The organism is Nocardioides sp. T2.26MG-1 (assembly GCF_950101795.1).
GTDB lineage: Bacteria > Actinomycetota > Actinomycetes > Propionibacteriales > Nocardioidaceae > Nocardioides.
In genome coordinates, this window is the sequence record NZ_CATNLZ010000001.1 from 130843 (window position 1) to 153254 (window position 22412).

26 protein-coding genes and 2 tRNA genes are annotated in these 22412 nt (G+C 73.1%); 10 read left to right on the top strand and 18 right to left on the bottom strand.

The features are described 5' to 3' along the window. Nucleotides 1-2: 2 nt before the first annotated feature. The 4 genes from QQZ14_RS00580 to QQZ14_RS00595 all read right to left on the bottom strand — a co-directional run bounded on the left by QQZ14_RS00580 (nt 3) and on the right by QQZ14_RS00595 (nt 2642). A complete protein-coding gene (locus tag QQZ14_RS00580) occupies nt 3-431 on the bottom strand; it encodes a Fur family transcriptional regulator (protein ID WP_284532208.1) in 429 nt (142 codons plus the stop codon). Between the two features lie 414 nt (nt 432-845). Continuing rightward, nucleotides 846-1193 (bottom strand): VOC family protein, encoded by a 348-nt coding sequence (locus tag QQZ14_RS00585; RefSeq protein ID WP_284532209.1) that lies wholly within the window; start codon nt 1191-1193, stop codon nt 846-848. Between the two features lie 197 nt (nt 1194-1390). Next, the gene (locus tag QQZ14_RS00590) at nt 1391-2005 is read right to left on the bottom strand and encodes a hypothetical protein (protein WP_284532210.1); all 615 of its coding nucleotides are present in this window, start codon (nt 2003-2005) and stop codon (nt 1391-1393) included. A 31-nt stretch (nt 2006-2036) separates the two neighbouring features. Further along, nucleotides 2037-2642 carry an RNA polymerase sigma factor gene (locus tag QQZ14_RS00595; RefSeq protein ID WP_284532211.1) on the bottom strand — a complete coding sequence of 202 codons (606 nt, stop codon included), beginning with the start codon at nt 2640-2642 and terminating at the stop codon, nt 2037-2039. A gap of 802 nt (nt 2643-3444) precedes the next feature. Here QQZ14_RS00595 and QQZ14_RS00600 point away from each other — a divergent pair. Beyond that, nucleotides 3445-4566 (top strand): ABC transporter substrate-binding protein, encoded by a 1122-nt coding sequence (locus QQZ14_RS00600; protein WP_284532212.1) that lies wholly within the window; start codon nt 3445-3447, stop codon nt 4564-4566. Between the two features lie 61 nt (nt 4567-4627). Here the strand turns inward: QQZ14_RS00600 and QQZ14_RS00605 are convergent. The 8 genes from QQZ14_RS00605 to QQZ14_RS00640 all read right to left on the bottom strand — a co-directional run bounded on the left by QQZ14_RS00605 (nt 4628) and on the right by QQZ14_RS00640 (nt 10367). Next, a tRNA-Ala gene (locus QQZ14_RS00605) sits at nt 4628-4703 on the bottom strand. Nucleotides 4704-4776: 73 nt separating this feature from the next. Beyond that, the gene (locus tag QQZ14_RS00610; protein WP_284532213.1) at nt 4777-5250 is read right to left on the bottom strand and encodes an SRPBCC family protein; all 474 of its coding nucleotides are present in this window, start codon (nt 5248-5250) and stop codon (nt 4777-4779) included. Between the two features lie 19 nt (nt 5251-5269). Then, on the bottom strand, nt 5270-6115 hold the full coding sequence (sepX, locus tag QQZ14_RS00615; protein WP_284532214.1) for a divisome protein SepX/GlpR: 846 nt from the start codon (nt 6113-6115) through the stop codon (nt 5270-5272). 61 nt (nt 6116-6176) lie between these two features. Further along, a complete protein-coding gene (locus QQZ14_RS00620) occupies nt 6177-6776 on the bottom strand; it encodes a GNAT family N-acetyltransferase (protein WP_284532215.1) in 600 nt (199 codons plus the stop codon). Between the two features lie 22 nt (nt 6777-6798). After that, nucleotides 6799-7275: a MogA/MoaB family molybdenum cofactor biosynthesis protein gene (locus tag QQZ14_RS00625; RefSeq protein WP_284532216.1), complete on the bottom strand. Its 477-nt coding sequence runs from the start codon at nt 7273-7275 to the stop codon at nt 6799-6801. After that, nucleotides 7272-7751 carry a cyclic pyranopterin monophosphate synthase MoaC gene (gene moaC / locus QQZ14_RS00630; RefSeq protein WP_284532217.1) on the bottom strand — a complete coding sequence of 160 codons (480 nt, stop codon included), beginning with the start codon at nt 7749-7751 and terminating at the stop codon, nt 7272-7274. The genes QQZ14_RS00625 and moaC overlap by 4 nt, the downstream gene beginning before the upstream one ends. 2 nt (nt 7752-7753) lie before the next feature. Next, a complete protein-coding gene (glp, locus tag QQZ14_RS00635) occupies nt 7754-8995 on the bottom strand; it encodes a molybdotransferase-like divisome protein Glp (protein WP_284532218.1) in 1242 nt (413 codons plus the stop codon). Then, on the bottom strand, nt 8988-10367 hold the full coding sequence (locus QQZ14_RS00640) for a UTP--glucose-1-phosphate uridylyltransferase (RefSeq protein ID WP_284532219.1): 1380 nt from the start codon (nt 10365-10367) through the stop codon (nt 8988-8990). The genes glp and QQZ14_RS00640 overlap by 8 nt, the downstream gene beginning before the upstream one ends. A 23-nt stretch (nt 10368-10390) precedes the next feature. On the opposite strand from QQZ14_RS00640, the gene QQZ14_RS00645 reads away from it, so the two are divergent. Continuing rightward, nucleotides 10391-11005 (top strand): 5-formyltetrahydrofolate cyclo-ligase, encoded by a 615-nt coding sequence (locus QQZ14_RS00645; protein WP_284532220.1) that lies wholly within the window; start codon nt 10391-10393, stop codon nt 11003-11005. A 13-nt stretch (nt 11006-11018) separates the two neighbouring features. Here the strand turns inward: QQZ14_RS00645 and QQZ14_RS00650 are convergent, their stop codons facing one another. Continuing rightward, complete coding sequence (locus QQZ14_RS00650; RefSeq protein ID WP_284532221.1) at nt 11019-13631, bottom strand: penicillin acylase family protein; 2613 nt, start codon at nt 13629-13631, stop codon at nt 11019-11021. Between the two features lie 104 nt (nt 13632-13735). On the opposite strand from QQZ14_RS00650, the gene QQZ14_RS00655 reads away from it, so the two are divergent. The 3 genes from QQZ14_RS00655 to QQZ14_RS00665 all read left to right on the top strand — a co-directional run bounded on the left by QQZ14_RS00655 (nt 13736) and on the right by QQZ14_RS00665 (nt 15092). Continuing rightward, complete coding sequence (locus QQZ14_RS00655; RefSeq protein WP_284532222.1) at nt 13736-14020, top strand: FmdB family zinc ribbon protein; 285 nt, start codon at nt 13736-13738, stop codon at nt 14018-14020. Nucleotides 14021-14081: 61 nt separating this feature from the next. Then, complete coding sequence (locus QQZ14_RS00660) at nt 14082-14708, top strand: SAF domain-containing protein (RefSeq protein WP_284532223.1); 627 nt, start codon at nt 14082-14084, stop codon at nt 14706-14708. 9 nt (nt 14709-14717) lie between these two features. Continuing rightward, nucleotides 14718-15092 (top strand): MscL family protein, encoded by a 375-nt coding sequence (locus tag QQZ14_RS00665; RefSeq protein WP_284532224.1) that lies wholly within the window; start codon nt 14718-14720, stop codon nt 15090-15092. 106 nt (nt 15093-15198) lie between these two features. Here QQZ14_RS00665 and QQZ14_RS00670 read toward each other — a convergent pair whose 3' ends face one another. Continuing rightward, complete coding sequence (locus tag QQZ14_RS00670; RefSeq protein WP_284532225.1) at nt 15199-15414, bottom strand: hypothetical protein; 216 nt, start codon at nt 15412-15414, stop codon at nt 15199-15201. Beyond that, on the bottom strand, nt 15411-16610 hold the full coding sequence (locus tag QQZ14_RS00675; RefSeq protein ID WP_284532226.1) for an LCP family protein: 1200 nt from the start codon (nt 16608-16610) through the stop codon (nt 15411-15413). Before QQZ14_RS00675 ends, QQZ14_RS00670 begins: the two co-directional genes overlap by 4 nt. A gap of 184 nt (nt 16611-16794) precedes the next feature. On the opposite strand from QQZ14_RS00675, the gene QQZ14_RS00680 reads away from it, so the two are divergent. From QQZ14_RS00680 to QQZ14_RS00690, 3 genes are all read left to right on the top strand, one after another. Next, a tRNA-Arg gene (locus tag QQZ14_RS00680) sits at nt 16795-16867 on the top strand. A gap of 117 nt (nt 16868-16984) precedes the next feature. Next, on the top strand, nt 16985-17593 hold the full coding sequence (locus QQZ14_RS00685) for a calcium-binding protein (RefSeq protein ID WP_284532227.1): 609 nt from the start codon (nt 16985-16987) through the stop codon (nt 17591-17593). 114 nt (nt 17594-17707) lie between these two features. Continuing rightward, on the top strand, nt 17708-18808 hold the full coding sequence (locus QQZ14_RS00690) for a sensor histidine kinase (RefSeq protein ID WP_284532228.1): 1101 nt from the start codon (nt 17708-17710) through the stop codon (nt 18806-18808). 13 nt (nt 18809-18821) lie between these two features. On the opposite strand, the gene QQZ14_RS00695 is transcribed toward QQZ14_RS00690, so the two are convergent. After that, nucleotides 18822-20006: a saccharopine dehydrogenase family protein gene (locus tag QQZ14_RS00695; RefSeq protein WP_284532229.1), complete on the bottom strand. Its 1185-nt coding sequence runs from the start codon at nt 20004-20006 to the stop codon at nt 18822-18824. 64 nt (nt 20007-20070) lie between these two features. On the opposite strand from QQZ14_RS00695, the gene QQZ14_RS00700 reads away from it, so the two are divergent. Together QQZ14_RS00700 and QQZ14_RS00705 are read left to right on the top strand one after the other, a co-directional pair. Continuing rightward, nucleotides 20071-20340: a DUF2277 domain-containing protein gene (locus tag QQZ14_RS00700; protein WP_284532230.1), complete on the top strand. Its 270-nt coding sequence runs from the start codon at nt 20071-20073 to the stop codon at nt 20338-20340. Next, on the top strand, nt 20337-21173 hold the full coding sequence (locus tag QQZ14_RS00705; protein ID WP_284532231.1) for an NAD-dependent protein deacetylase: 837 nt from the start codon (nt 20337-20339) through the stop codon (nt 21171-21173). Before QQZ14_RS00700 ends, QQZ14_RS00705 begins: the two co-directional genes overlap by 4 nt. Nucleotides 21174-21176: 3 nt before the next feature. On the opposite strand, the gene QQZ14_RS00710 is transcribed toward QQZ14_RS00705, so the two are convergent. Beyond that, nucleotides 21177-21521: a hypothetical protein gene (locus tag QQZ14_RS00710; protein ID WP_284532232.1), complete on the bottom strand. Its 345-nt coding sequence runs from the start codon at nt 21519-21521 to the stop codon at nt 21177-21179. Between the two features lie 172 nt (nt 21522-21693). Continuing rightward, nucleotides 21694-22380 carry a metal-dependent transcriptional regulator gene (locus QQZ14_RS00715; RefSeq protein WP_284532233.1) on the bottom strand — a complete coding sequence of 229 codons (687 nt, stop codon included), beginning with the start codon at nt 22378-22380 and terminating at the stop codon, nt 21694-21696. Nucleotides 22381-22412: the final 32 nt, after the last annotated feature.

Below are 22412 nucleotides of genomic sequence, written 5' to 3' on the forward strand. Positions count from 1 at the left end.
GGTCACGAACGGGTGGGTGAGCAGGCGGGGCACAGGCCCCAGAAGACGACCTCGGCCTCGTCGATGGTGAAGCCGTGGTCGTCGGAGGCGGTCAGGCAGGGCGCCTCACCGACGGCACAGTCGACGTCGACGACGGTGCCGCACGAGCGGCACACGAGGTGGTGGTGGTTGTCGCCGATCCGAGCCTCGTAGCGCGCGACCGAGCCCGCCGGCTGGATGCGGCGTACGAGCCCGGCCGCGGCGAGCGTGCGCAGGGAGTCGTAGACGGCCTGGTGCGACACCTCGGGCAGATCGGCACGCACGGCCCCGATGATCGACTCGGTGTCGGCGTGCGGGTGGGCGTGCACGGCACCCAGCACGGCGACCCGAGGACGGGTCACCCGCAGGTCCGCCCCGCGCAGCAGCTGGGGGTAGTCCGGGGTCGGGTGCACGACCCGCATCCTGCTCCGTTTTCTTGAATGAGTCAAGAAACGGTGGGTGAAGTTCCCGGGGGTTTCGGCTGCTGGCAGCCGATCCCCGCACGACACGCCCGTGGCTCNCGCGACGTGCTGCGGCGCCAGCCCGGGGAGATGGCCTGGAACTCCACGCGGCCCTTCGACCCCGACCTCAACTAGCTTTCGCACGGGGGAGGCGGAGGGTTTCGGATGCTGGCAGCCGATCCCCGCACGACACGCCGGTGGCTCTCGGCGTGTCGTGCGGGTTTGGGCTGCCAGCAGCCGAACCCCGCATGCCTTCCCCAGCACACGCCGACGTGTCCGCGCTCGGCGCGCCAAGCCACGACATGCCCGATCTCGCCCATCACTCCAGCCTGTGCGAGCCGGGTCACCCGCGCCGGTGAGAGCGGCTCACCGGGACTTGTAGAGCACCAGCCCGTTGCCCTGGCTGTCGTACACGACCGCGCGACGCTCGTGAGCGTCGTCGTACGGCGAGGTCACGATCGCCCCGCCGCTCTCCTCGATCGACCTGGCGAGTGCGTCGACGTCCTCGGTCCGCAGGGCGACGACGGTCTTCCCGGGGAGCGGGTGGTCCAGGGCGGTCGCGAGCGCGATCGTGATCGAGCCGCCGTCGAGGGCGGCGTAGTGGGTGCCGTCCCGGAACTTCAGCGCGAAGCCGAGGGTCTCGGTGTAGAACCTGATCGACTCGTCGAGGTCCTCGGTGGACAGGACGATCTGGCGCACCTCGTGGTCACTCATCGATGTCTCCTCGTGCTCTCGTGTCCTCAGGCTCGAGAGCACCCTCCCATGCCGTTGCCCGCGCGGCGTCGCCGAGTCGGTCCAACGTTGCGGCGCGGCCCGCGGCCGCGCCCGAGGGAGACCTGCCGCGGCACCCACGTCCCCGACTCCCTCACCAGGGACGGCGGGCACCGCGGCAGGACCGGGCGGCGCGCGCCTCAGCCGAGGCGCAGCCGGCCCAGGATCTGGTTGAGCAGGTCGGTCAACCGGCCGAGCAGCCCCTGCAGCCCACCGTCGAGGAGACCGGTGACCGCGCACAGCAGGTTGCCCAGGAGCCGGCCGCCGCCGGTGGCGGCCACGATGTCGAGCACCACGCGGTCCAGGTGCACCTTGAGACCGAGCAGGTCGAGGTCGAGCGGAGCGAGCACCAGGTGCAGGATGTCGCAGGCCCGGCCCTCGGCAGCGGCCCGGCTCGCGACCGGCCGGGTGCCGTTCACGGACTTGACCCGCATGGTCCTCAGCTGGGCGAACGTGGTGCGGCTGCCGTCGCGCTCGTGGACGACCCCCTCGACGAGACCGCGGACGAAGAGCTTGCCGTTGCGCTTGACGAAGCGCAACGGCACGAACGCGCCGGAGACCTGACGCCCGTTGCCGGTGGCGCCCACGACGCGGGACGTCAGCTCGCCTGCGGGCGTCACCGCGACCGGGCGGTCGGACGTACCGGCACTGGGTGCGCTCGTGGCGGTGGCGGCCTGGCTCCCCAGCAGGCACAGCGACAGGACGACGGCGAGCACCATCAGGCGACCGACGGGTGACGCGAGGATCTTCTTCATGGGGTTCCCTCCCGAAGTTGAGTGGTAGCCCTCACATCTCGCGAGTGACCCGGAGCGTTACATCGGCGACCGGATCGGGCCTCGACCCGGACCGACTCCGCCGACCCAACAGCCGGCGCAGCCGGCGCAGGCCGCGGTGATGGGCGACGCGGACAGTGCCGGGGCTGAGGCCCAGCGCGCGGGACGTGGCGGCGACGTCCAGACCGACCACGTCGATGCAGGCGATCACCTGGCCCTCCCGCTCCGGGAGCACCCCGACGAGGCGGCGAGCGAGGTCGTCCCCGACCACGGTCCCCGCGTGGTCGTCGATGCAGCCGCCGAGGTCCTCGATGCCGCGCGGCCCGAGCGGTGCGGTGCCCCGGCTGCGCGTGGTCCGATAGCGGTTGCGCGAGATGTTCCGGGCGATGCCGAAGAGCCAACCCGCGAAGTCGTTGCCGTCGCCGGAGAAGTCCGCGATCCGGCGGGCCGCCGTCAGCCAGGCCTCGGCTGCGATGTCCTCGGCGTCCACGGCCGCATCGAGCTGGTGCAGGTGCTGCAGCCACACGACCAGCCGTTCGGCGTGGTCGGCGTACAGCTCCGCCCACGCCGACTCGTCGCCGGTTCTGGCGCGCGCGACGACCTCGGCTCCCTCCCGCACGTGACCACCTTCCGCAACGACTCCCGACGGGACCGTGCCCGTTCGGGGCACTTCAGTCACCTCCGGTTTTCGAGGACGTCCTGGGTGGCACTGTTCAGGCATGACCCGTCCCCCGTCGCGCCGGGAGTTGCGCCGTGCCCTCCGCGCGGACACGTCCCGACGACGACGCGACCCCGGACTCACCGCACACCTCGCCGCGGAGGCGGCAGCCTCGACCCCGACCGGGGTCCGACGATCGCGTGCACGATCGGCCGCCGTGGCGGTCGCCGCCACCCTCGCCCTGCTGCTCGCGACGCTCGGCGTGGCATCAGCCGCCGGCGTCTCGTGGGCGCCCTGGTCGCCCTCCTCGCCCGACCCGACGCCCACCGCTCCCACGAACAGCACGTCACCGCCGCGCCCCGTGTCCTCGCCCCCGGGCTCGCCCACCGGATCCCCTACCGGGCCCACGGCGCGGCCGACCGGCTCACCCTCGACGGGATCCCCCGCGCCGCCGCCGACCACACGCTCGGGGACGCCGAGCGAGACCCCGGCCCCGGCCCCGGCCCCGACCAGCCTCGGCCCCAGTGCCGAGGCGAGCGTGAGCGGCGGCACTGCTCCCCGTCCGCCCGGGTCGGTCCGCACCTCCGCGCCGCCAGGCCTCCCCGCGGCGCCCGGCATCACGCGAGCGCCCGGCATCACGCGAGCGCCCGGACTCGCGCACGCCCCGGGAGCAACGCACGCACCGGGAGTGCCCCGACCGTGAGCCATGGGCGCGACGCCGCACCGACGATGGGCGAGGTGCCCTCCTTCCTAGACTCACCCCGTGGACGCCGCCGACCCGACCGCACGTCTCGCTCAGCAGCAGGCCGGCGCCGGCGAGCCGGTGCGGGTGGGGGCGCTCGCCCCGCTGAGCCCGCCCGGCTGGGTCGCGGCCGGCCAGCACCTGGTCGCGGGCCTCGAGCTCGCCGCGACCGAGGTGAACGAGGCGGGCGGGATCGCCGGCCGGCCGCTGAAGCTGGTGGTGCGTGACACCGCCGCCGATCCGGGACGGGCGGCGGCCGCGGTCGACGAGCTGGCCGATCTGGGCGTGGTCGCCCTGGCCGGGGAGTACCACAGCGTCGTCGCACGCGGCGCTGCAGCGCGGGCCCACGCCCGCCAGGTGCCGTTCCTGTGCTCCTCCGCCGTCCTGGACCAGCTGGTCGACGAGCCGACGGACTGGGTCGCGCGCCTCGCCCCTGCCCAGTCTCACGGGTGGGGGCTGTACGCCGACTTCCTGGTGGAGACCGGCCATACCCAGGTCGCCCTCGCGACCCAACGCAGCATCTACTGGGCGTCCGGCGCAGCCATCCTGCGGACCCACCTTGCCCGCCACCACGGCGGCGTCGTCGAGCTCGACATGGACGACCTCACCGTCGAGGCAGCCTGCACCCGGCTCGCCGACAGCGGCGCCAGCGCCCTCCTGCTCCTCACCGGCTACCCCGGCCCCGCCGTACCCCTCGTGAACGCCGTGCGCCTCGACCCGCGGCTGCACGGCCTGATGATCGGGGCACCAGCAGGCCAACCCGAGCTCGCCGACCGGATGGCTCTGTCGGGCGCCGGCTCCGGCGCGATCCCGTTCCTGCGCTACCTGCCGCGGCGCCTGGACGCCTCCGGCGAGCGCGTCGAGCGTGCCCTGCTGCGCCGCCTCGGTGTCGCGCCGTCGTTCGTGGCCCTCGAGGGCTACGACGCGATTCTGGTCCTCGCCCACCTCATGGCCGCGAACGGTGCCGGACGGGCCGCGATCGCCGGCTCGTGGGGCGAGGTGGCCACCGAGGGCACCCGCGGGACGATCGCGTTCTCCCGCGAGCCGGGGCTCGACCTGTGGCAGTGGCGCTGGGCTCCCACCCAGGTCACCCAGCGCGACCCCGCCCGCCCCGAAGAGTTCCAGGTCCTGCGCTCGCGCTGACCGCTCCGCGAACGCGGACCGCCCCTCCTCAGCTCGTGGCTGATGAGGGGCGGTCTCTGTCTGGTGGAGCTGAGGGGATTCGAACCCCTGACCTTCTCATTGCGAACGAGACGCGCTACCAACTGCGCCACAGCCCCGGATGCGCCGCAGGACGGCGCGGTGGGAAACGTTAGCACCAGCCCCAGGCCTCCGCCGAATCGGATCCGGGGGTTACGGCCGCGGCACCAGGAGCCGCTCGATCTGCTCCATCCCCTGACGGGCGTAGCCCTGCCACATCCGCGCGAACACCGGCATCGCGGCCCGGCCGAGGCCGCCGCGAGGGTGCACGATCCAGGCCCAGGTGATCCGGACGCCGGTGCCCGCGGGGACGAAGCGCCACTCTCCCTCGACCTCGGTCACCAGCGGCTTCATCGGCCCGGTGATGTCGGCGAGCCGGTACCCGAACGACCGCGGCCGGTCCAGCGAGGTCAGCGTCTCGCGCAGCGTCCCGCCGTCGGCGAGCCGGATGGTGCGGGTCTGCCCGACGGTCTCCCACGGGCCCTGCTGGTCGCGGACCTCGCGGATCGGCGGGATCGCGGCGTACCGGCGAGAGAACAGCTCGGGCAGCGGCGTCGGCAGCACCACGTCGAAGGCACGGTCGACGGCGACGGGGAACGTGCGGGCGTGCTCGAGCGAGAGGGCCATGCCCCCAGCGTAGGAGCTGTCAGGAGCCGACGGCGCGGTGCTCGTCGCCGTCCTTGCGCGCCGTGCGGGCGGCCCGGTCGGCCTCGTCGGCCTCGCGGGCGATCTGGGCGTCGGCGTCGGTGCGGCCCGAGGTCCAGACACCGCTGTCGTCGAGGGCGATCGTCCGGACCGTGCGGCGGGCGGCGGCCGGCTTGCCGACGTACGTCGGGAGCGTGACCGGCACCGGGTCCCACAGCGCCGGGTCGACGATCGCGGCCATGCCGGCGGACGTGTCGGCCAGCGGGTCGATCCCGCCCGTGGCGTCCGGGTCGTCGGCGAGGGTCCGGTCGGCCGGCACCTCGACCGGCTCGTCCTCGGCCGGCTGCTCGATCGGCATCCGGGCCGCCGGAGCCAGCGCGCGCCGCTCGCCCTTGACCATGATCCGGCAGGTGACGAGCCAGGCGGCCAGCACGCCCACCGGGATCGCGACGTACCACCAGGCGATGACACCGAAGGCCGCGACGCCGGCCACCGCGAGGTTGGCGAGGAGGATCAGAGCGAGCACGTTGCGGCGCCGCCTGGTCGCGCGCTTGGCGGCCGCGCGCCGGGCCCGCAGCTGGGCGGGCGTGAGCTCGACGGGCGCCGGGACCGGCTGCCGCACCGGGGCCTGGACCGGGACCGCCTCGGCGGCCGGACGGCCGGGCGTCACGAGCCGGGCGCTGCGCCTGTCCACCGGCTCGCGGCGCGCCAGCACGCGCATGGTGTGGGAGAACCGGTCCACCGAACGGCTGCGCGCCACGTCGTCGTGGTGACGGAGCGCCTTCGGGACGAGATAGACGGCCCACGCCACGGCGAGGGCGACGAAGATCAAAGCGCTCAGGTCCACAGGTCAGAGGTTAGGAGCGTTAGCGCAGCTGACCGCGGATGTCCACAGGTGTGTCGCAAATTCACTCGTGTGACTGATGTGATCGGACCCGGGCCACCATGCCGTCGGGACACTCCTCGACGGTGACCGCGTAGAGCCGATGGTCGCGCCACGCGCCGTCGATGTGCAGGAACTTCGGGGCGTAGCCGACCTCGCGCAGGCCGAGCTTCTCCACCACCCGCAGCGAGTTGGAGTTCTCCGGACGGATCGCGATCTCGATGCGGTGCAGGCCCGCGGTCGTGAAGCAGTGGTCGATGACGAGCGCGACCGCACGGGGCATCACCCCGCGGCCGGCGTACTCGCGATCGAGCCAGTAGCCGACCGAGGCGAACTGCGCCGACCCGCGGACGATGTTGTTGACGGTCACCTGCCCGGCGAAGCGGCCGTCGACGTCGATCGCGAACGGGTAGGTGGTGCCGGCCCGGGCCTGCCGGTGCAGCCGCCGGACCAGCTGGCCGAACGTCGAGGGCCGGGCGTCGGCCCCCGGTGGCACCGTGGCGTCCCACGGCCGCAGCCAGGCGACGTTGCGGCGCCGGGCGTCACGCCAGGCGCGCGCGTCCGAGGCCGCGAGCGGTCGGACCGTGACCTCGTCGGAGCTCAGCCGCGCCGGCCAGCCGGTCAACGGTCGCTCCCCATGCTCCGGCTCAATGGTCGCTCCCCACGACCTGCTCCACCGCATGCACCAGGACCGGCCGCAGCACCGCCAGCCCGTCCTTCACTCCCCCGCGCGAGCCGGGCAGGTTGACCACCAGGCAGCTGCCGACGATCCCCGCGAGACCCCGGGACAGCACGGCGGTCGGCACACCCTGGGCGACGCCGTACGCCCGGATCGCCTCGGCGATGCCGGGGACCTCCCGGTCGAGCAGGGGTCGGGTGACCTCGGGGGTCCGGTCGGTCGGCGTGAGCCCGGTGCCACCCGTGGTGAGCACGACCCGCGCACCACCCTCGGCGGCCGCCGAGATCGCCGCAGCGACCGGCTCACCGTCGGGGACGACGACCGGGTCGCCGGCCGCGAAGCCCAGCTCGCGGAGGAAGTCGACGATCAGCGGGCCGGTGGTGTCCTCGTAGACGCCGGCCGCGGCCCGGTTGGAGGCCACCACGACCTCGGCCCGCAGGCTCATGCCCGGCTCCAGTCCCCGGACTTGCCCCCGGTCTTGGTCTCGACCCGGACGTCGGTGATCACCGCGCCCTTGTCGACCGCCTTGACCATGTCGACGACGGTGAGCGCCGCGACCGTCACGGCGGTCAGCGCCTCCATCTCGACGCCGGTGCGGTCGGTCGTCCGCACGGTCGCGTGGATCTCGACCGCATCGTCTGTCACCGCGAGGTCGACGGCCACCCCCGAGATCGCCAGCGGGTGGCACAGCGGGACGAGGTCGGGCGTGCGCTTGGCGGCCATGATCCCGGCGATCCGGGCGACGGCGAGCGCGTCGCCCTTGGGCACGCCCTCGCCGCGCAGCAGCGCGACCACCGCGGGTGACACCAGCACCCGGCCGGACGCGGTCGCGGTCCGCGCCGTCACGTCCTTGCCGGAGACGTCGACCATCCGGGCCGCCCCGGACTCGTCGACGTGGGTGAGGCGGTCGGACGGTGACATCGCTAGAACTCCTCGTCGAGCCTCAGGACCTGGACCTGCTCGCCCGCCTGGAGGGAGACGACCTCCTCCGGCACCACGACCAGTGCGTCGGACGATGCCAGATCGCCGATCAGGTGGGAACCGTGGCCACCGACCGGGGTCACCGACGCGCCACCCCGGCCCGCCGGATCCACGGCGTACTCCGCTCGGACGAACTGCCGCTTGCCGACCGGCGAGCTGATCGCGTGGGTGAGCCGGGCCTGGGTCGTCGGCCGGGTGTACGGCGTGCGGCCCATGAGCTTGCGGATGGCGGGCAGCACGAACTGCTGGAAGGAGATGTACGACGACACCGGGTTGCCCGGCAGGGTGAAGACCGGGGTGCGGTCCTCCCCGACATGGCCGAAGCCCTGGGGCTTGCCCGGCTGCATCGCCACGCCGCCGAACCACACGGTGCCGAGGGGGCTGAGCGCCTCCTTGACCACGTCGTAGTCGCCCTGGGAGACACCGCCGCTGGTGACCACGAGATCGGCGCGCACGAGCTGGTCGTGCAGCGCGTCGAGGAACGCCCGCGGCTCGTCGGGCACGATGCCGACCCGGTAGGCGATCGCGCCGGCCGCCCGGGCGGCCGCGGCGAGCAGGAACGAGTTGCCGTCGTAGATCGAGTCGTGGCCGAGCTCGGTGCCGGGCTCGCGCAGCTCGGAGCCGGTCGAGATCACCACGACCCGCGGCCGCGGCCGGGACCGGACCGAGGCGCGGCCGACCGAGGCCAGCAGGCCCAGGTGCCGCGGCCCGAGCACGGTGCCGTAGGACACGACGACGTCACCCGCGGACACGTCCTCGCCGGCGGACCGGACGTGCTGGCCGGGCGAGGGGGCGCGCTCGATGCGGACCTGGGCCACGCCGCGGTCGGTCCACTCGTAGGGCACCACGCTGTCCGCGCCGGCGGGCATCGGCGCACCGGTCATGATCTTGACGGCCGTGCCCGGCGACATCGCCAGCAGCTGGGCCTGGCCGGCGCCGATCTCGCCCACCACCGGCAGCTGGACGGGGCTCTGCTCGCCGGCGCCGGCGACGTCCTCGTGGCGTACGGCGTAGCCGTCCATCGCGGAGTTGTCGAAGGACGGCAGCCCGATCGGCGCGACGACATCCTCGGCCGCGGCCAGGCCGAGCGCGTCCATCAGCGGCTGCGGGAAGTCCGGCAGCGGCTCGACGGATCCGAGGATCCGGGCCAGGTGGTCGTCGACCGAGATCAGGGCGTCAGCCATCGGTGAGGACGGTGCCGGCGTCGATGCGCTGCGCGGAGGTCGCCTCGAGGGACACGTCGCCGACGACCTCGACCCCGTGGGCGAAGGTCCAGTCACCCTCGACCCGCAGCGAGCTGGCCTTCTTCATCGACGGCGCCCCCTCGGGGAACCGCTTGTCGAACTCGCCGACCAGCTGGTAGTAGTCGGTGTCGAGGTCGATGTAGGGCAGCTCGGCCGCGGCCTGGTCGAGGACGTAGTCGGTGCCGAGGTCGTAGACGTCCGAGCGCAGCACCAGCAGGTCGTTGGTCGTCTTGACGGGGACGAACCGCTCGCGGCCCACCTCGATCAGCCGCGACCCCTCGAAGATCTCGATCGCCGCGCCCATCGCGGTCTCGATCTGGATCACCTCGGGGGTGGACTTGTCGGCCGGGTCGAGCGTCTTGACGTTGCGGATCAGCGGCAGTCCGAGGATGCCCTGCCGCACGTCGAGGGCCTGCTTCATCGCGGCGAGGTCGAACCACAGGTTGTTGGTCGAGCAGAACCTGTGGCGCTCGAGGTCCGCGAGGGCGTCCTTGTCCTGGTCGGGGGTCTGCGCGGTCTCGCGCAGCACGATCCGGCCGTCGATCTTGCGGCGGGCGAAGTGGCCGCCCTTGCGGTCGGACGGGGTGCGGCGCACGGCCTCGATCGCGAACGGCGCCCCGGAGGCGGCGAACCACCCGGCGACCCGGGCGTCGGGGACGGCGCCGAGGTTGTCGGAGTTGGAGACGAAGACGCGCTCGTAGCCGTGCTCGATCAGCCGCTCGAGCAGGCCGGTGCCGCGCAACGCCGTGTAGAGGTCACCGTGGCCGGGCGGGCACCACTCGAGGTCGGGGTCCTTGGGCCAGCTCGCCGGCGAGAGGTCCTTGGCCAGCAGCTTGGGCTCCTTGTTCTGCAGGAACTCCAGCGGCAGCCCCTCGACGGGCAGGTCGGTGTAGCGCGCCAGCGCCGCCATCGTGTCGGCGGAGGTGCGGAAGCTGTTCATGAAGATCAGCGGCAGCGTCGCGTCGTACTCCTTGCGCAGGTGCATCACCTGGCGCGCGATGATGTCGAGGAACGACAGCCCGCGGCGCACGCAGAGCAGCGACTTGGCGCGGTCCATGCCCATCGACGTGCCGAGGCCGCCGTTGAGCTTGATCACCGCCGTCGTGCGGATCGCCGCGGACGCGGTCTCGTCGGAGACCTCCACCGACGCGAGCGACTCCATGTCGACCGGCTCGATCGACGACTCCGGGATCATGCCGGTCTCGCCGTGCTCGAGCAGTCGGAAGTAGTGGGCGAACGTCTCGATCGCGACCTCGTCCACACCGGCCGCGACCATCTTGTCGCGTGCCCGTTTCAAGCCAGGGCTTCCCATGCTCACGATCGTAGGCTTCCCCCATGACGGGCACCCAATCACCCGGTCAATCACCCGGTCAATCACCCACCGGATCGCCCGCGAAGACGGCGGTCCGGGACCGGCTGCTGACCACCCGTCACCGGCGAGCGTTGGCGGAGCTGGGCGAGGCGGCGCGCGCGCTGGCCGAGCACCTCATGGCCCGCCCGGAGGTACGCCGGGCGGCGACCGTGGCGGCGTACGTCTCGGTCGGCGGGGAGCCCGGCACCGGCCCGCTGCTCGACGCGCTGGGCGGGGCCGGCAAGCGGGTGCTCCTCCCCGTGGTGCTGCCCGACCTCGACCTCGACTGGGCGGTGCACGAGGGCGAGCTGGTGCCCGCCCGCCGGGGGTTGCTCGAGCCGGCTGGGCCTCGGCTCGGCCCCGACGCGATCGCGACGGCGGACGTGGTGCTGGTGCCCGGACTGGCGGTGTCGCGCGGCGGGATGCGACTGGGCCGCGGCGGTGGCTGCTACGACCGGGCCCTCGGGCGGGTCCCGGTCGGCACGTTCACCTGCGTGCTGCTCTACGACGACGAGGTCGGCGTCGAGGTCCCGGTCGAGCCCCACGACCGCCCGGTCGGGTTCGCCGCCACGCCGTCCGGGGTCGTCCGGCTCGGGTGAGTCGAGGGCGTGATCAGTCGGCCTGGGGCGGCTGCAGCGTGAGCACGTCCTCGCCGGCGTCGTCGACGGCGGCGCGGCTGAACACCCACGGCAGCGTCTTGCCGTCCGCCCAGAGGTCGGTCTGGTCGGTGTAGTGCGCGTTGAACGGGTGGCCGGAGACGCCGGTGAGGCTGATCCAGCGCGACTCGTCGAGGTCGGCCAACGACACCACCATCCGCATCGACGGGGCGCTGGTCACGGCGTACCCCTTCGCCGCGTCCCAGGCGGTCGCGTCGACGGCCGCCGACCCGCCGCCGACGTCCCACCCGCCGCGGTCGGCCAGGGACCGCAGCGGCCAGGGGCCGGTCCGGGCCGGGCCGTGCAGCGCGAGCCGGTGAAGGTGGCCCCACGTCCAGTCCGCGGGGTCGAGGGCCTGCCGGCGGGTCAACTCGGCCCGGGCATCCCGCAGCGCACGCGCCAGGATGTCGTCGCGGGTCTCCTCGACGCCCTCGGTGCGCTTGTCGTCCCACCACGGGTCGCTCGGCCGGTCGAGCAGGTCGGTGACGACCGCGACCCACCGGTCGCCGCCGTCGGGCCAGGCCGCCTCGGGCAGGTCGTCGTGGAACAGGTCGGCGAGGAGCTCGCGCCACACCACGTCGAAGTACGCCGCCGCGCCGCTGTCGGCCTGCTGGCGGAAGTCCCAGCTCCGCAGCAGCCGCTGCCCGGCCGAGTAGTAGCCGCGCGGCAGGTCGACGTCGAGGAGGTACGGCGTCAGGACCGGCCCGAGCGGGTTGAGGTCGTCGAGCTGCAGCTGCGTGGTCGTGTCCACCGACACCGAGCCGGCGTCGACCTGCGGCTGCAGCAGGTCTCGGATCCGCTGCGCGCGGTAGCCGAGGTCCCAGTCCACGCCGAGGGGGTAGGTGTAATCCTCGCCGACCACCTGCTGGTTGGCCGCGACGATGACCCCGCTGTCGGGGTCGAGCAGCCGGGGCAGCCCGTCGAAGGGCACGTCCTGCCCGGTCCAGTCGTTCTCGGGCCGCCAGCCGGCGGCGGGCACGAGGCCGTCGTTGCCGGACCGCCGGATCGGGATCCGGCCGGTCGCCTGGTAGCCGATGTGGCCGGCGCGGTCGGCGTACAGGAGGCTCTGCGCGGGCGCCTCGAGGGACGCCGCCGCCGACCGCACCGACGTCCAGTCGGTCGCGGTGTCGAGCGCGAGGATCGCGTCCGCGGTCGTCGTGGGGTGCAGCGCGGTCGACTCGACCGCGACCGCGTAGTCGCCGTCGCGCACGCCGTGCGGGTCGTGGCCGAGGCCGGCGAGCTCCTCGTCGACGTCGGAGAGCAGCGGCCCGTGCGCGGTGGCGCGCACGGTGATCGTGACGTCGTCTCCGCCGTGCACGCGGATGGTCTCGGTGCGGGTGCCCAGCGGCCGCCAGCGCCGGTCATAGCGCCACTGGTCGCCCTCGACGCGCTCGAGGTAGAGGTCGCTGGTGTCCGCGCCGAGGTTGGCGAAGCCCCACGCGATGTCGGCGTTGTGCCCGATGACGACGCCGGGGACTCCGGGGAGGGTGAAGCCGGCCACGTCGAGGGGGCAGTCCGGGGTCACCGTGCGGCAGTGCAGGCCCATCTGCATCCAGACGCCGGGCAGGGACGTGCCGAGGTGCGGATCGTCGGCCAGCACCGGGCCGCCGGTCGTGGTGTGGTCGCCCGAGACCACCCAGCCGTTGCTGCCGAGACCGTCGCCACGACCGAGGAGCACCGGCATCCGGTCGAGCGCGGCGCGCAGCCGGGTCAGCGTCGCCGGGGCGCCGCCGCCCGCGCGCTGGAGGTACGCCGGGCGGCGCGGGTTGCGGGTCGCGGGCATCGTGGCGTCCTGCTCGAACACGCCGTCGACGACCGCGCCCTGGTCGACGATCGGCGGGTGCTGGCCGGTGGGGTACGCCGGGTAGAGGTCGGCCACCTCGGCCCGGGTGTGCCCGGCCAGTGCGAGGGCCCGGTCGATCTCGTCGGTCATGTTGCCGCGCAGGTCCCAGGCCATCGCCTTGAGCCAGGCCAGCGAGTCGGCCGGGGTCCACTCCTCCGGCCGGTAGTGGAGGCCGTGCGCGTTGAGCACGGTGTACTCGACCGCGACCTGGCGCGGCGCGTGGGTGTCGAGGTAGGCGTTGACGCCGTCGGCGTACGCCTCGAGGGCGGCGCGGGTCTCGGGCCGCACGAGCGCGAGCTCCTGCTCGGCGACCCGGCGCCAGCCGAGCGTCCGGGCGTACGCGTCGCTGTCGACCGCCGAGGCCCCGAACAGCTCCGCGAGCCGGCCGGCTGTCTGGTGCCGACGCACGTCCATCTCGAAGAAGCGCTCCTGGGCCTGCACGTAGCCCTGGGCGCGCATCAGGTCCTCGACGGAGTCGCCGTAGAGCTGGGGGATGCCGTGGTCGTCACGGATCACCTCGACCGGGCCCTCGAGCCCTGGCAGGTCGGCCGCGCCCGTGGTCTGCGGGAACGGCGTGCGCACCAGCTGGACGACGGTCACCAGGCCGGCGAGCAGCACCAGCACGAGCGCGAGGACGACGTACGTCGCGACCCGGGCGAGGCGCGGCCAGGCCCGGAAGCGGCGCCACCACCCGCCGGGCGCGTCGTCCGTGGTCGTCGCAGGCATGGTCCGGACATTGTGCCGTGTCGTATCATTGGCACTCGCCAGGGTCGAGTGCCAAGTCGACGAGGACAGCGGCCCCAGCAACGATCATCGTCCGGAGGAGAACCGTGCCGACCTACCAGTACGCCTGCACCGAGTGCGGCCACGCCTTCGAGGAGTTCCAGAGCTTCCACGACGACGCGCTCACCGAGTGCCCCTCGTGCGAGGGCCGTCTGCGCAAGCTCTTCAACGCCGTCGGAGTGGTCTTCAAGGGCTCCGGCTTCTACCGCACCGACAGCCGGCCGAGCAGCTCGGCCAGCGACACCGCGGCGCCGAAGGCCGAGACCAAGAGCGAGTCCAAGAGCGACTCGAAGCCGGCCGTGGCGGCAAGCTCCACGTCCTCCTCCGACTGACCCGATCCGACCCCTGTGGAGAGCCGGCACACCGGCGCCGGGATCCGCCTAGCGTCGCGGCATGCGCCGTGACCGTCTGATCGCCTCCGTCCGCGCGGTACGCCGTGCCGTGCTCGCCCGGCGCCGACTGCTCGCCGCGCTGCTGACCGCGGTGGCGGTCGCGACCGGCATCCATGCCGCCGCGGCCCCGCCGCCCGCCACCGTCGACGTCGTCGTGGCCGCCCGTGATCTCCCGTCCGGCACGGTGCTCGGGCCCGACGACCTGCGCGTCGTCGGGTTCGCCCCGGGTTCGGTGCCCGTGGGTGCGGCCGACGACGCCACCGGCCGCACCCTCGCCGCGCCGGTGCGGGCCGGGGAGCCGGTGACCGACGTGCGGGTCGTCGGGCCCGCGCTGACCGACGGCTACCCCGGGCTCACCGGCGTGCCGGTCCGGCTCCCCGACGCCGGCATGGCCGACCTGCTGCGGGTCGGCGACGTGGTCGACCTCGTCTCGGCCGACCCGCAGGGCGGCGGCGCGAGCGTGGTCGCCTCCGGCGTACCGGTGCTCGCGGTGCCCGCCGACGCCCCCGAGGTGGGCGCCTCGGGCCTGCCGGGCCGGCTCGTGGTGGTGGGTGCGCACCCCGCCGACGTGCCCCGCATCGCAGACGCCTCGGCGCGGACCTTCCTGACGGTGGCCTTTCCCGACTAGCGTGCCGGGATGACCGGATTCAGGAACTTCATCCTCCGCGGCAACCTCGTCGAGCTCGCCGTCGCCTTCATCATGGCCGGCGCGTTCGCAGCCGTCGTGACCGCCACCGTCGACGTCATCATGGACCTGATCGGCAAGGTCGGCGGCACACCCAACTTCTCCAGCTACGTGTGGCACGGCATCTCGATCGGCCTCTGGCTGACCGCGGTGATCTCGTTCGTGATCATGGCGGCCGTCGTCTACTACCTGATCGTGCTGCCGTACACGCAGGCCAAGGAGAAGTTCTTCCCGGCCGAGGCGACCGGCACCCCGGCCGACGTTGCGCTGCTCCAGGAGATCCGCGACCTGCTCGCCGCCCAGCAGGGCCGGCCGCCGACAGCCTGACCACGACCCCGTCCGCGGCGACCGTTTCGCCGTCGAGACACCTGAACTGGCTGCCCCGGAGCCCCGCCGACAGCCATTTCGGGTGCCTCGACGGCAGACCGCCGGCTCACGACCCGTGGTGGGGGGGCACCTGCTCCCGCAACCACCGGTCGGTCGACGACTCGGCCCCCGGCTGGGCACCGGTCTGCCTCTCGGGCGAGGCGTCGTCGCGCTCGTCGCTGGTGGTCTCGGGCAGCGTGTCGCCGAAGACCTCGGCGAGCCGCTTGCGCCGCTCCCAGTCCGACTCCGCCCCCGAGCTCGGAGCGCCGTCCGGGCCGGTCACGTGCACAGACCCGCGTCCTCGAGCGCCTGCTTGTCGGCCTCGCTCCTGGCACCCGCCGAGCCCGAGCCCGAGCCCGACCCGGAGCTGGATCCCGAGCCCGGCAGGTTGCCGGCAGAGATGACGTCGCTGCTCAGCTTCTTGGTCAGCGGCTCGTCGGTGGCGACCTTCCGCCAGACCTGCTTGGCCTCGGGCTCCTGCCAGACCAGCCGGTTGGGGTCGGCGGGGTCGGGGATGTTCGGAATCGTGAGGAACTGGACGTTGTCCAGGCCGATGCCCTTGAACTCCACGCCGAGCTTGGCGATCTTCCACACGTTCTTCAGGCCGGGGTCGACGGTCAGCGACTTGGTCGCCGAGTTCAGGAAGCCGACCAGATGGTCGGGGCGGGCGAGCGTGCCGGCGGTGACGACCTGGTGGGCCATCGACCCGATGAACGCCTGCTGCCGCTTCATCCGGCCGATGTCGGAGCCGTTGCCGACGACGTACCGCTCACGGACGTAGTTGAGCGCTTCCTTGCCCTTGATCTTGCGGGTGCCGGCCTCGATGTTGATGCCGTGCGCCGGGTCGACGATCGGCTCGGGGATGCAGACCTCGACCCCGCCGATCGCGTCGACCATGCCCTGGAAGCCCTCGAAGTCGACGACCACGAAGTGGTCGAGGCGCACCCCCGTGAGCTGCTCGAACTGCTGGATCGTGCAGGCGGGCCCGCCGAGCGCGAACGCCTCGTTCCACATCACGTTGTCGGCGCCTGGGATGGTGTCGCCGTCCTCGGTCTCGCAGTCGGGCCGGTCGACCATCGAGTCGCGCGGGATGCTGATGCCGTACGCCCGCTCCCGGTCCGCCGAGAGGTGGAAGAGGATCGTGGTGTCGGAACGCTGCCCGCCGCCGGTGAGGTTGTCGATGTTGCAGCCCTCGCAGTCCCGGCTGTCCGAGCCCATCACCAGGACGTTGAGCGGCTCCTTCGGGCCCTCGACCACGACCTTGTCCGGCCGATTGGACAGCTGGGCGGTCGGGTCGAGCACGTTGAGGTTGCCGTTGAGGTGGCGGTAGAGCCACACCGTGCCGAGACCGGTCGCCATCGCCAGCGTCAGCGCGGTCGCGAGCAGGATCTTGCCGACGGTGTGCCGCTTACGAGCCTTGCCCCGGCGCTTGGGGACGCTGGAGTCCGGCTGGGCGCTCTCGGGCACAGCGTCGGACATCGACAACCTCTGGGATCGGGGTTCGGGGGCACGGCGAGGGTAGGTCGCGAACCTTAAGTGTCCCTGTGAGCAGCGGGTTCGGACAAAATGAGGCCGCTCCGGCAGCCCCGCCAGCCGGTCGACGGGCGCCGCGCGGGCGGCTCGTGGAACACTGTCCGCCGACGCCCGACCTCGGTCGGGCGCGGCCCCAGTAGCTCAGTGGATAGAGCAGCCGCCTCCTAAGCGAAAGGTCGCCAGTTCGACTCTGGCCTGGGGCACCCGAGCCTCGACGCTGTGCCGGGTGACCGACCGTAGGCCCGCCCAGGATTGGCGTATCCCGGCGCCTCCACCTAGTGTCGACAGCCGATCATCGTCACCTGGAGGGATCGACCCTGATGCGCCTCTTCGGCATCGCCAGCACCCTGCTCATCGCACTCGCCGGCCTCACGGCCATCGGCGGCCCGGCCGCGGCCGACCGCCCGCCGCTGATGCTCGGCCCCGGGGACGCCCACGTCTCCGGCATCGGGCACGAGGCGATCATCCGGAAGTCGAAGTTCGGCTACGTCTACATCTCGGGCAAGCACGACAGCCACCTGCGGGTCACCTACCTCGAGGACCGCGACGCGCTGCGCTACCGCGACACCCGCACCGCACGACTCCGCCTGCCCGAGCACGGGTGCGTGCGCGAGCAGGTGAAGACCGGGATCTCCGCGGTCTGCAAGACCCCCAAGCGCCTCGACGGCAAGAAGGTGTTCGTGCAGGTCTGGCCGCGGCTCGGCAACGACTACGTCGACGGCCGCACCCTGCCGAGCCGCTTCCGTCTGTGGGTGCTCGCGGACGCCGGTCGCGACGTGGTCTACGGCGGCGACGGTGCCGACTTCGTCAACGGCGCCAAGGGCGACGACCGGATCTGGGGCGGCAAGGGCCGCGACTGGCTGCGCGGGGGGCCCGGCCACGACCGCATCTTCCCCGGTGACGGCCGGGACCGCGTCTCCCACGGCTGACCCGCACCACTCGGCCCCGATTCACCGCGTGGACCTGCGCCGGCGCGCCGTTCGTGCGATCTTGGGGTCCGAGTCGTGCGACCAGGCGCCGGCCGATCGATCGAGGTGAGCGGCGTGGAGAGAACGGCGTTCGCCCTGCTCCGGTCGTTGAAGGGCACCACGGTCACCGTCATCGACGACCACGGCCGCTTCGAGGTCTTCACCCGCGCCTCGCTGGACCAGCTCGCCCTCGAGGACGAGCCGGTCGACCAGGCCGACCTGCTACGGCAGCGCACGCTCTACGCCGAGGACGGCGTCACGCCCCTGACCCTCGACGAGCTGGCCGGCAGCCGAGCACTCGCCGGCGAGGTCGTCGAGGACATGCTGGTGTGCGTCCGGGCGCCGGACGGCTCGGTGCGCTACCAACGGGTGAGTGCAGCGCCCGACGTCGAGGACGACGGGAGTGGCCGGATCCGGGGCGCGGTCATCCTGGTGCGCGACGTCACCGATGAGCACGTGCTCGCCCTGCGTGAGGCGGACCTCCGCCACCGCCTGATCGACGTGATCAACCATCAGTTCCGCACCCCGTTGTCGTCGATCCTCGGCAACATCGAGCTGCTCGAGGACATGGAGGTCGACCTGCCGCCTGCCGCCACCACGAGCCTGGCCCGGGTGCTCGCGGCCAGCCGCAGGCTGGCCGAGCTGACCCGGGAGGTGTCCGAGCTCGTCGACCTCGAGGCGGCCACGCACGCCACCTACACCGACGCCGACCTGATGCACGTGCTGCGGCCCGTGCTCGAGGCGCAGCAGCGGGGGGCGCGCGACCGGGACGTCGACGTGACCGTCGACCTGCCGCCGCGCCTCACCGCGCTGGTCGACCGCAGCCTGGTCGCCCGCGCGGTCGGCGCGCTGGTCGAGAACGCCATCACCCACGCCCCGGCCGGCTCGAGCGTCACGGTCCGGCACGCGCGCGACGAGGACACGCTGCAGATCATCGTCGAGGACCACGGCCCGGGCATCCCCGTGACCGACCGGGAGCGGCTGCTCGCGCCGTTCGAGGTCGGGTCCGGTGTCGGCGGCGGCGTCTACGGCCGAGGCCTCGGCCTGGCGCTCGCCGCGACCGTCGCCTCCGCGCACGGCGGCCGCATCGAGCTCGGCGACCACCAGCCCCGCGGGCTCCGGGCCACGATGTCCCTGCCGCGTCGCCCGGCTCCGCGCCGTACCCCCAGACGCTGACGGTCGCGCCGGATCAGTCCAGCGTCTCGAAGCGCATGCCCGCGGCCTGGAGGCGCGCGAGCAGGTTGTCGCCCATCGCCTGGGCGGTGGTGACCTGCCCGGCGGTCGGCGGGTTGTCGTCGAGCGCCAGACAGAGGGCCGACTCGGCGAGCATCTTCGCGGTCTCGTCGTAGCCGGGGTCACCTCCGGACACCCGGGTGTGGATCGTCCGCCCGTCGCCCTCGCCGACGAAGTCGACGGTGAACCACGACTTCGACCGGCGCCGCTCGTCAGGACCGTCGCCCTGCTTGATCCGGCCGAGCAGCAGCCTGCGCAGCGGCGGCACCTGCGCGCTCGTGAACATCGCGGTGACCGCCGCGGCGCCGCCGGCGGCGTAGCGCAGCGTCTTGGTGCCGGCGTAGTGGGAGTAGGTGAAGTCCGGGCCGTACGACGGCAGCGCGGCGCCGCTGCGGGCCACGATGATCGGGTCGATCGTCGGGAGCGGGAGCAGCCAGTAGCCCAGGACCGGGTCGCGGTGCGGCTTGCCGCCGGACGTGCGCGATCGGCGGCCTTCGGGCCGGGGCTCGACGCGGCGGCGCTCCTGCATGGTCGCCCGCATCTGCCGGGCGCGCGAGAACTGGCCGAGGGCCGAGTGGAAGGTGCCGCCGGAGAACGTGCCGCTCGACCGGACGACGCCGCGCACGCGCACCGGTCCGGTGGCGGCGAGCTGCTGCACGGTGTAGAGCACCCCGAGGTCGTGCGGGACCGAGTCGAAGCCGCAGGCGTGCACGATGCGGGCCCCGGTCCGCTCGGCCGTGGCGTGATGGGCGAGGTACATCCGGTCGACGAACTCCGGCTCGCCGGTGAGATCGACGTAGTCGGTGCCCGCCTCGGCGCACGCGGCGACCAGCGGCTCGCCGTGCGCGAGGTAGGGCCCGACGGTCGTGATCACGACGCGGGTGCGGGCGGCCACGTCCGCGAGCGAGGCGGGGTCGGTGACGTCGGCGTGGAGCAGGGGCAGGTCGCCCGCCGCGGGATCGATCGTCGCCAGGTGCCGGCGTACGGCCTCCAGCTTCTCCGGGTTGCGCCCGGCCAGCGCCCACCGCAGCCCGGCGGGAGCGTGGCGGACGAGGTACTCGGCGGTGAGCCGGCCGGTGAAGCCGGTGGCGCCGAACAGGACGATGTCGTAGTCCGGGTCGAGCTCGCGTGCGTCAGCCATGGGCCCACCCTGCCAGGTCTCGGCCGGCTCGGTCGCGGCCGTCCGCCGTCGTACCCTCGGTGGCATGTGCCGCAACATCCGTCCGCTCAACAACTTCGAGCCGCCGGCCACCCGCGACGAGGTCACCGCCGCCGCGCTGCAGTACGTGCGCAAGGTCAGCGGTACGACGAAGCCGTCCCAGGCCAACCAGGCCGCGTTCGACCGCGCGGTCCACGAGATCGCCCACATCACCGAGCACCTGCTCGACTCGCTGGTCACCACCGCGCCCCCGAAGGACCGGGAGGTCGAGGCAGCGAAGGCCCGCGCGCGGGCCCAGATGAGGTACGCGCGTTGACCCTGGCCGCCGGGCCGGTCACGGCCCTGGACCTGCTCGCCGACCGGCCGCTCGTGGTCCTCACCGGTGCCGGTCTCTCGACCGACTCCGGCATCCCCGACTACCGCGGTCCCGGTGCACCCGACCGCACCCCGATGACCTACCAGGAGTTCGTGTCCGGGCCCGCCGCGCGCCGGCGGTACTGGGCGCGCAGCCACCTCGGCTGGGGGCGGATGCGGCACGCCGAGCCCAACGCCGGCCACCACGCGCTGGCCCGGATCGCCCCCGACCTGCTCATCACCCAGAACGTCGACGGCCTGCACGAGCGGGCCGGCACCCCGCGGCTGGTCGCCCTCCACGGCCGGATCGCGGACGTCGTGTGCCTCGGCTGCCGCACCACCTCGACCCGGTCGACGCTCCACGGGCGGCTGACCCGGCTCAACCCCGACTTCGCGGAGCGGCATGCGACGGCCGCCGTACGCCCCGACGGAGACGCGGAGGTCGAGGCAGAGCTGGAGGACATCGAGGACTTCGTGGTGCCCGCCTGCGAGCACTGCGGCGGGATCCTCAAGCCCGACGTCGTGTTCTTCGGCGAGAACGTCCCCGCCCCGCGGGTGGAGCGCTGCTACGCCGCGGTCGACGCGCTCGCGGACGCCGGCGGGGCGCTGCTGGTCGCGGGGTCGAGCCTCGCGGTGATGTCGGGGTTCCGCTTCGTCCGCCGGGCCGCGGCGACCGGCACCCCCGTGGTGATCGTCAACCGGGGCGCGACCCGCGGCGACCAGCACGCGGCGTGCACGGTCGACGCCGGCTGCAGCGAGTTCCTCACCGAGCTGGCCGCACGACGGCAGCGCTGACGGCTAGGTCGACTCGCGCCGGTCGTCGCCGCGCGGGCGGGCCAGCTCGCCGAGCAGGTCGACGATCTCGTGCAGCGCGAGGTCGTGCTTCGTGGGGTCGAGGCCCTCGATCCGCTCCCGGGCCAGGTTCTCGGGCAGCCGGGCGCCGAGCGCGAGCGTGTAGACGGTGTCCTCGGGCCAGAACCCGATGTCGATCACCTCGGCGGCGTAGAGCTCGCCCTTGTCGGTGCGGAGGACGACAGCCTCACCGTGGTCCAGACCGCGGGTGAGCGCGGTCGAGGAATGGGAAATGACGAGCACGTGCTCGCCCGACACGCGGGCAGGGCTGTTCAGCTCGATGAACTCCATTGACTTCCCCCACGTCGCCCACCCCCGACCGACGACATCGCTGACCCAAGACGGACCAACGCTGTCGGAAATCTATCCCGAGGATTTCCACGTGCGGTGAACAGAGTGTCAAATACTTGTCAACACGATCCCATGACACGCACCCGCGCCTCGGTAAAACTTTCGGGCCCGTTCACAACTTGCGAACGAAGATGTGGTCGGCGGCCTCGGGCACGATCTCGGCGGTCTCGCCGCCGGACCCGACCAGCACGCCCTCCTCGGTGGCGACCACGGTGACGGTCTTGTCGGGCAACGCACCGACCCGTCGCATCGCGCTCATCAGCACCTCGTCCTTCTGCATCTCCTCGGAGATGCGGCGCACCAGCACCCGGCCCTCGGCCGGTCCGGCTGCCTGCGAGAGCGGCTCGACGCCCTCCATGAAGTGCTCGCCGGCGCCGTGGTCGCCGAGCTCGTCCAGGCCCGGGATCGGGTTGCCGTACGGCGACTCCGTGGGGTGGTCGAGCAGCTCGATCAGCCGGCGCTCCACGGTCTCGGACATCACGTGCTCCCAGCGGCACGCCTCCTCGTGGACGAGCTCCCAGTCGAGACCGATGACGTCGGTGAGCAGCCGCTCGGCGAGCCGGTGCTTGCGCATCACCCGGGTCGCGAGCCGCATGCCCTCCTCGGTCAGCTGGAGGTGGCGGTCGCCCTCGACCGTCAGCAGGCCGTCGCGCTCCATGCGGGCCACGGTCTGCGAGACCGTCGGGCCGCTCTGGTGCAGCCGCTCGGCGATCCGGGCACGCAGGGGGACGATGCCCTCCTCGACCAGCTCGTAGATGGTCCGGAGGTACATCTCGGTGGTGTCGATCAGGTCACTCACCAGCCCATCCTCTCCTATTCACCAACCCGCTG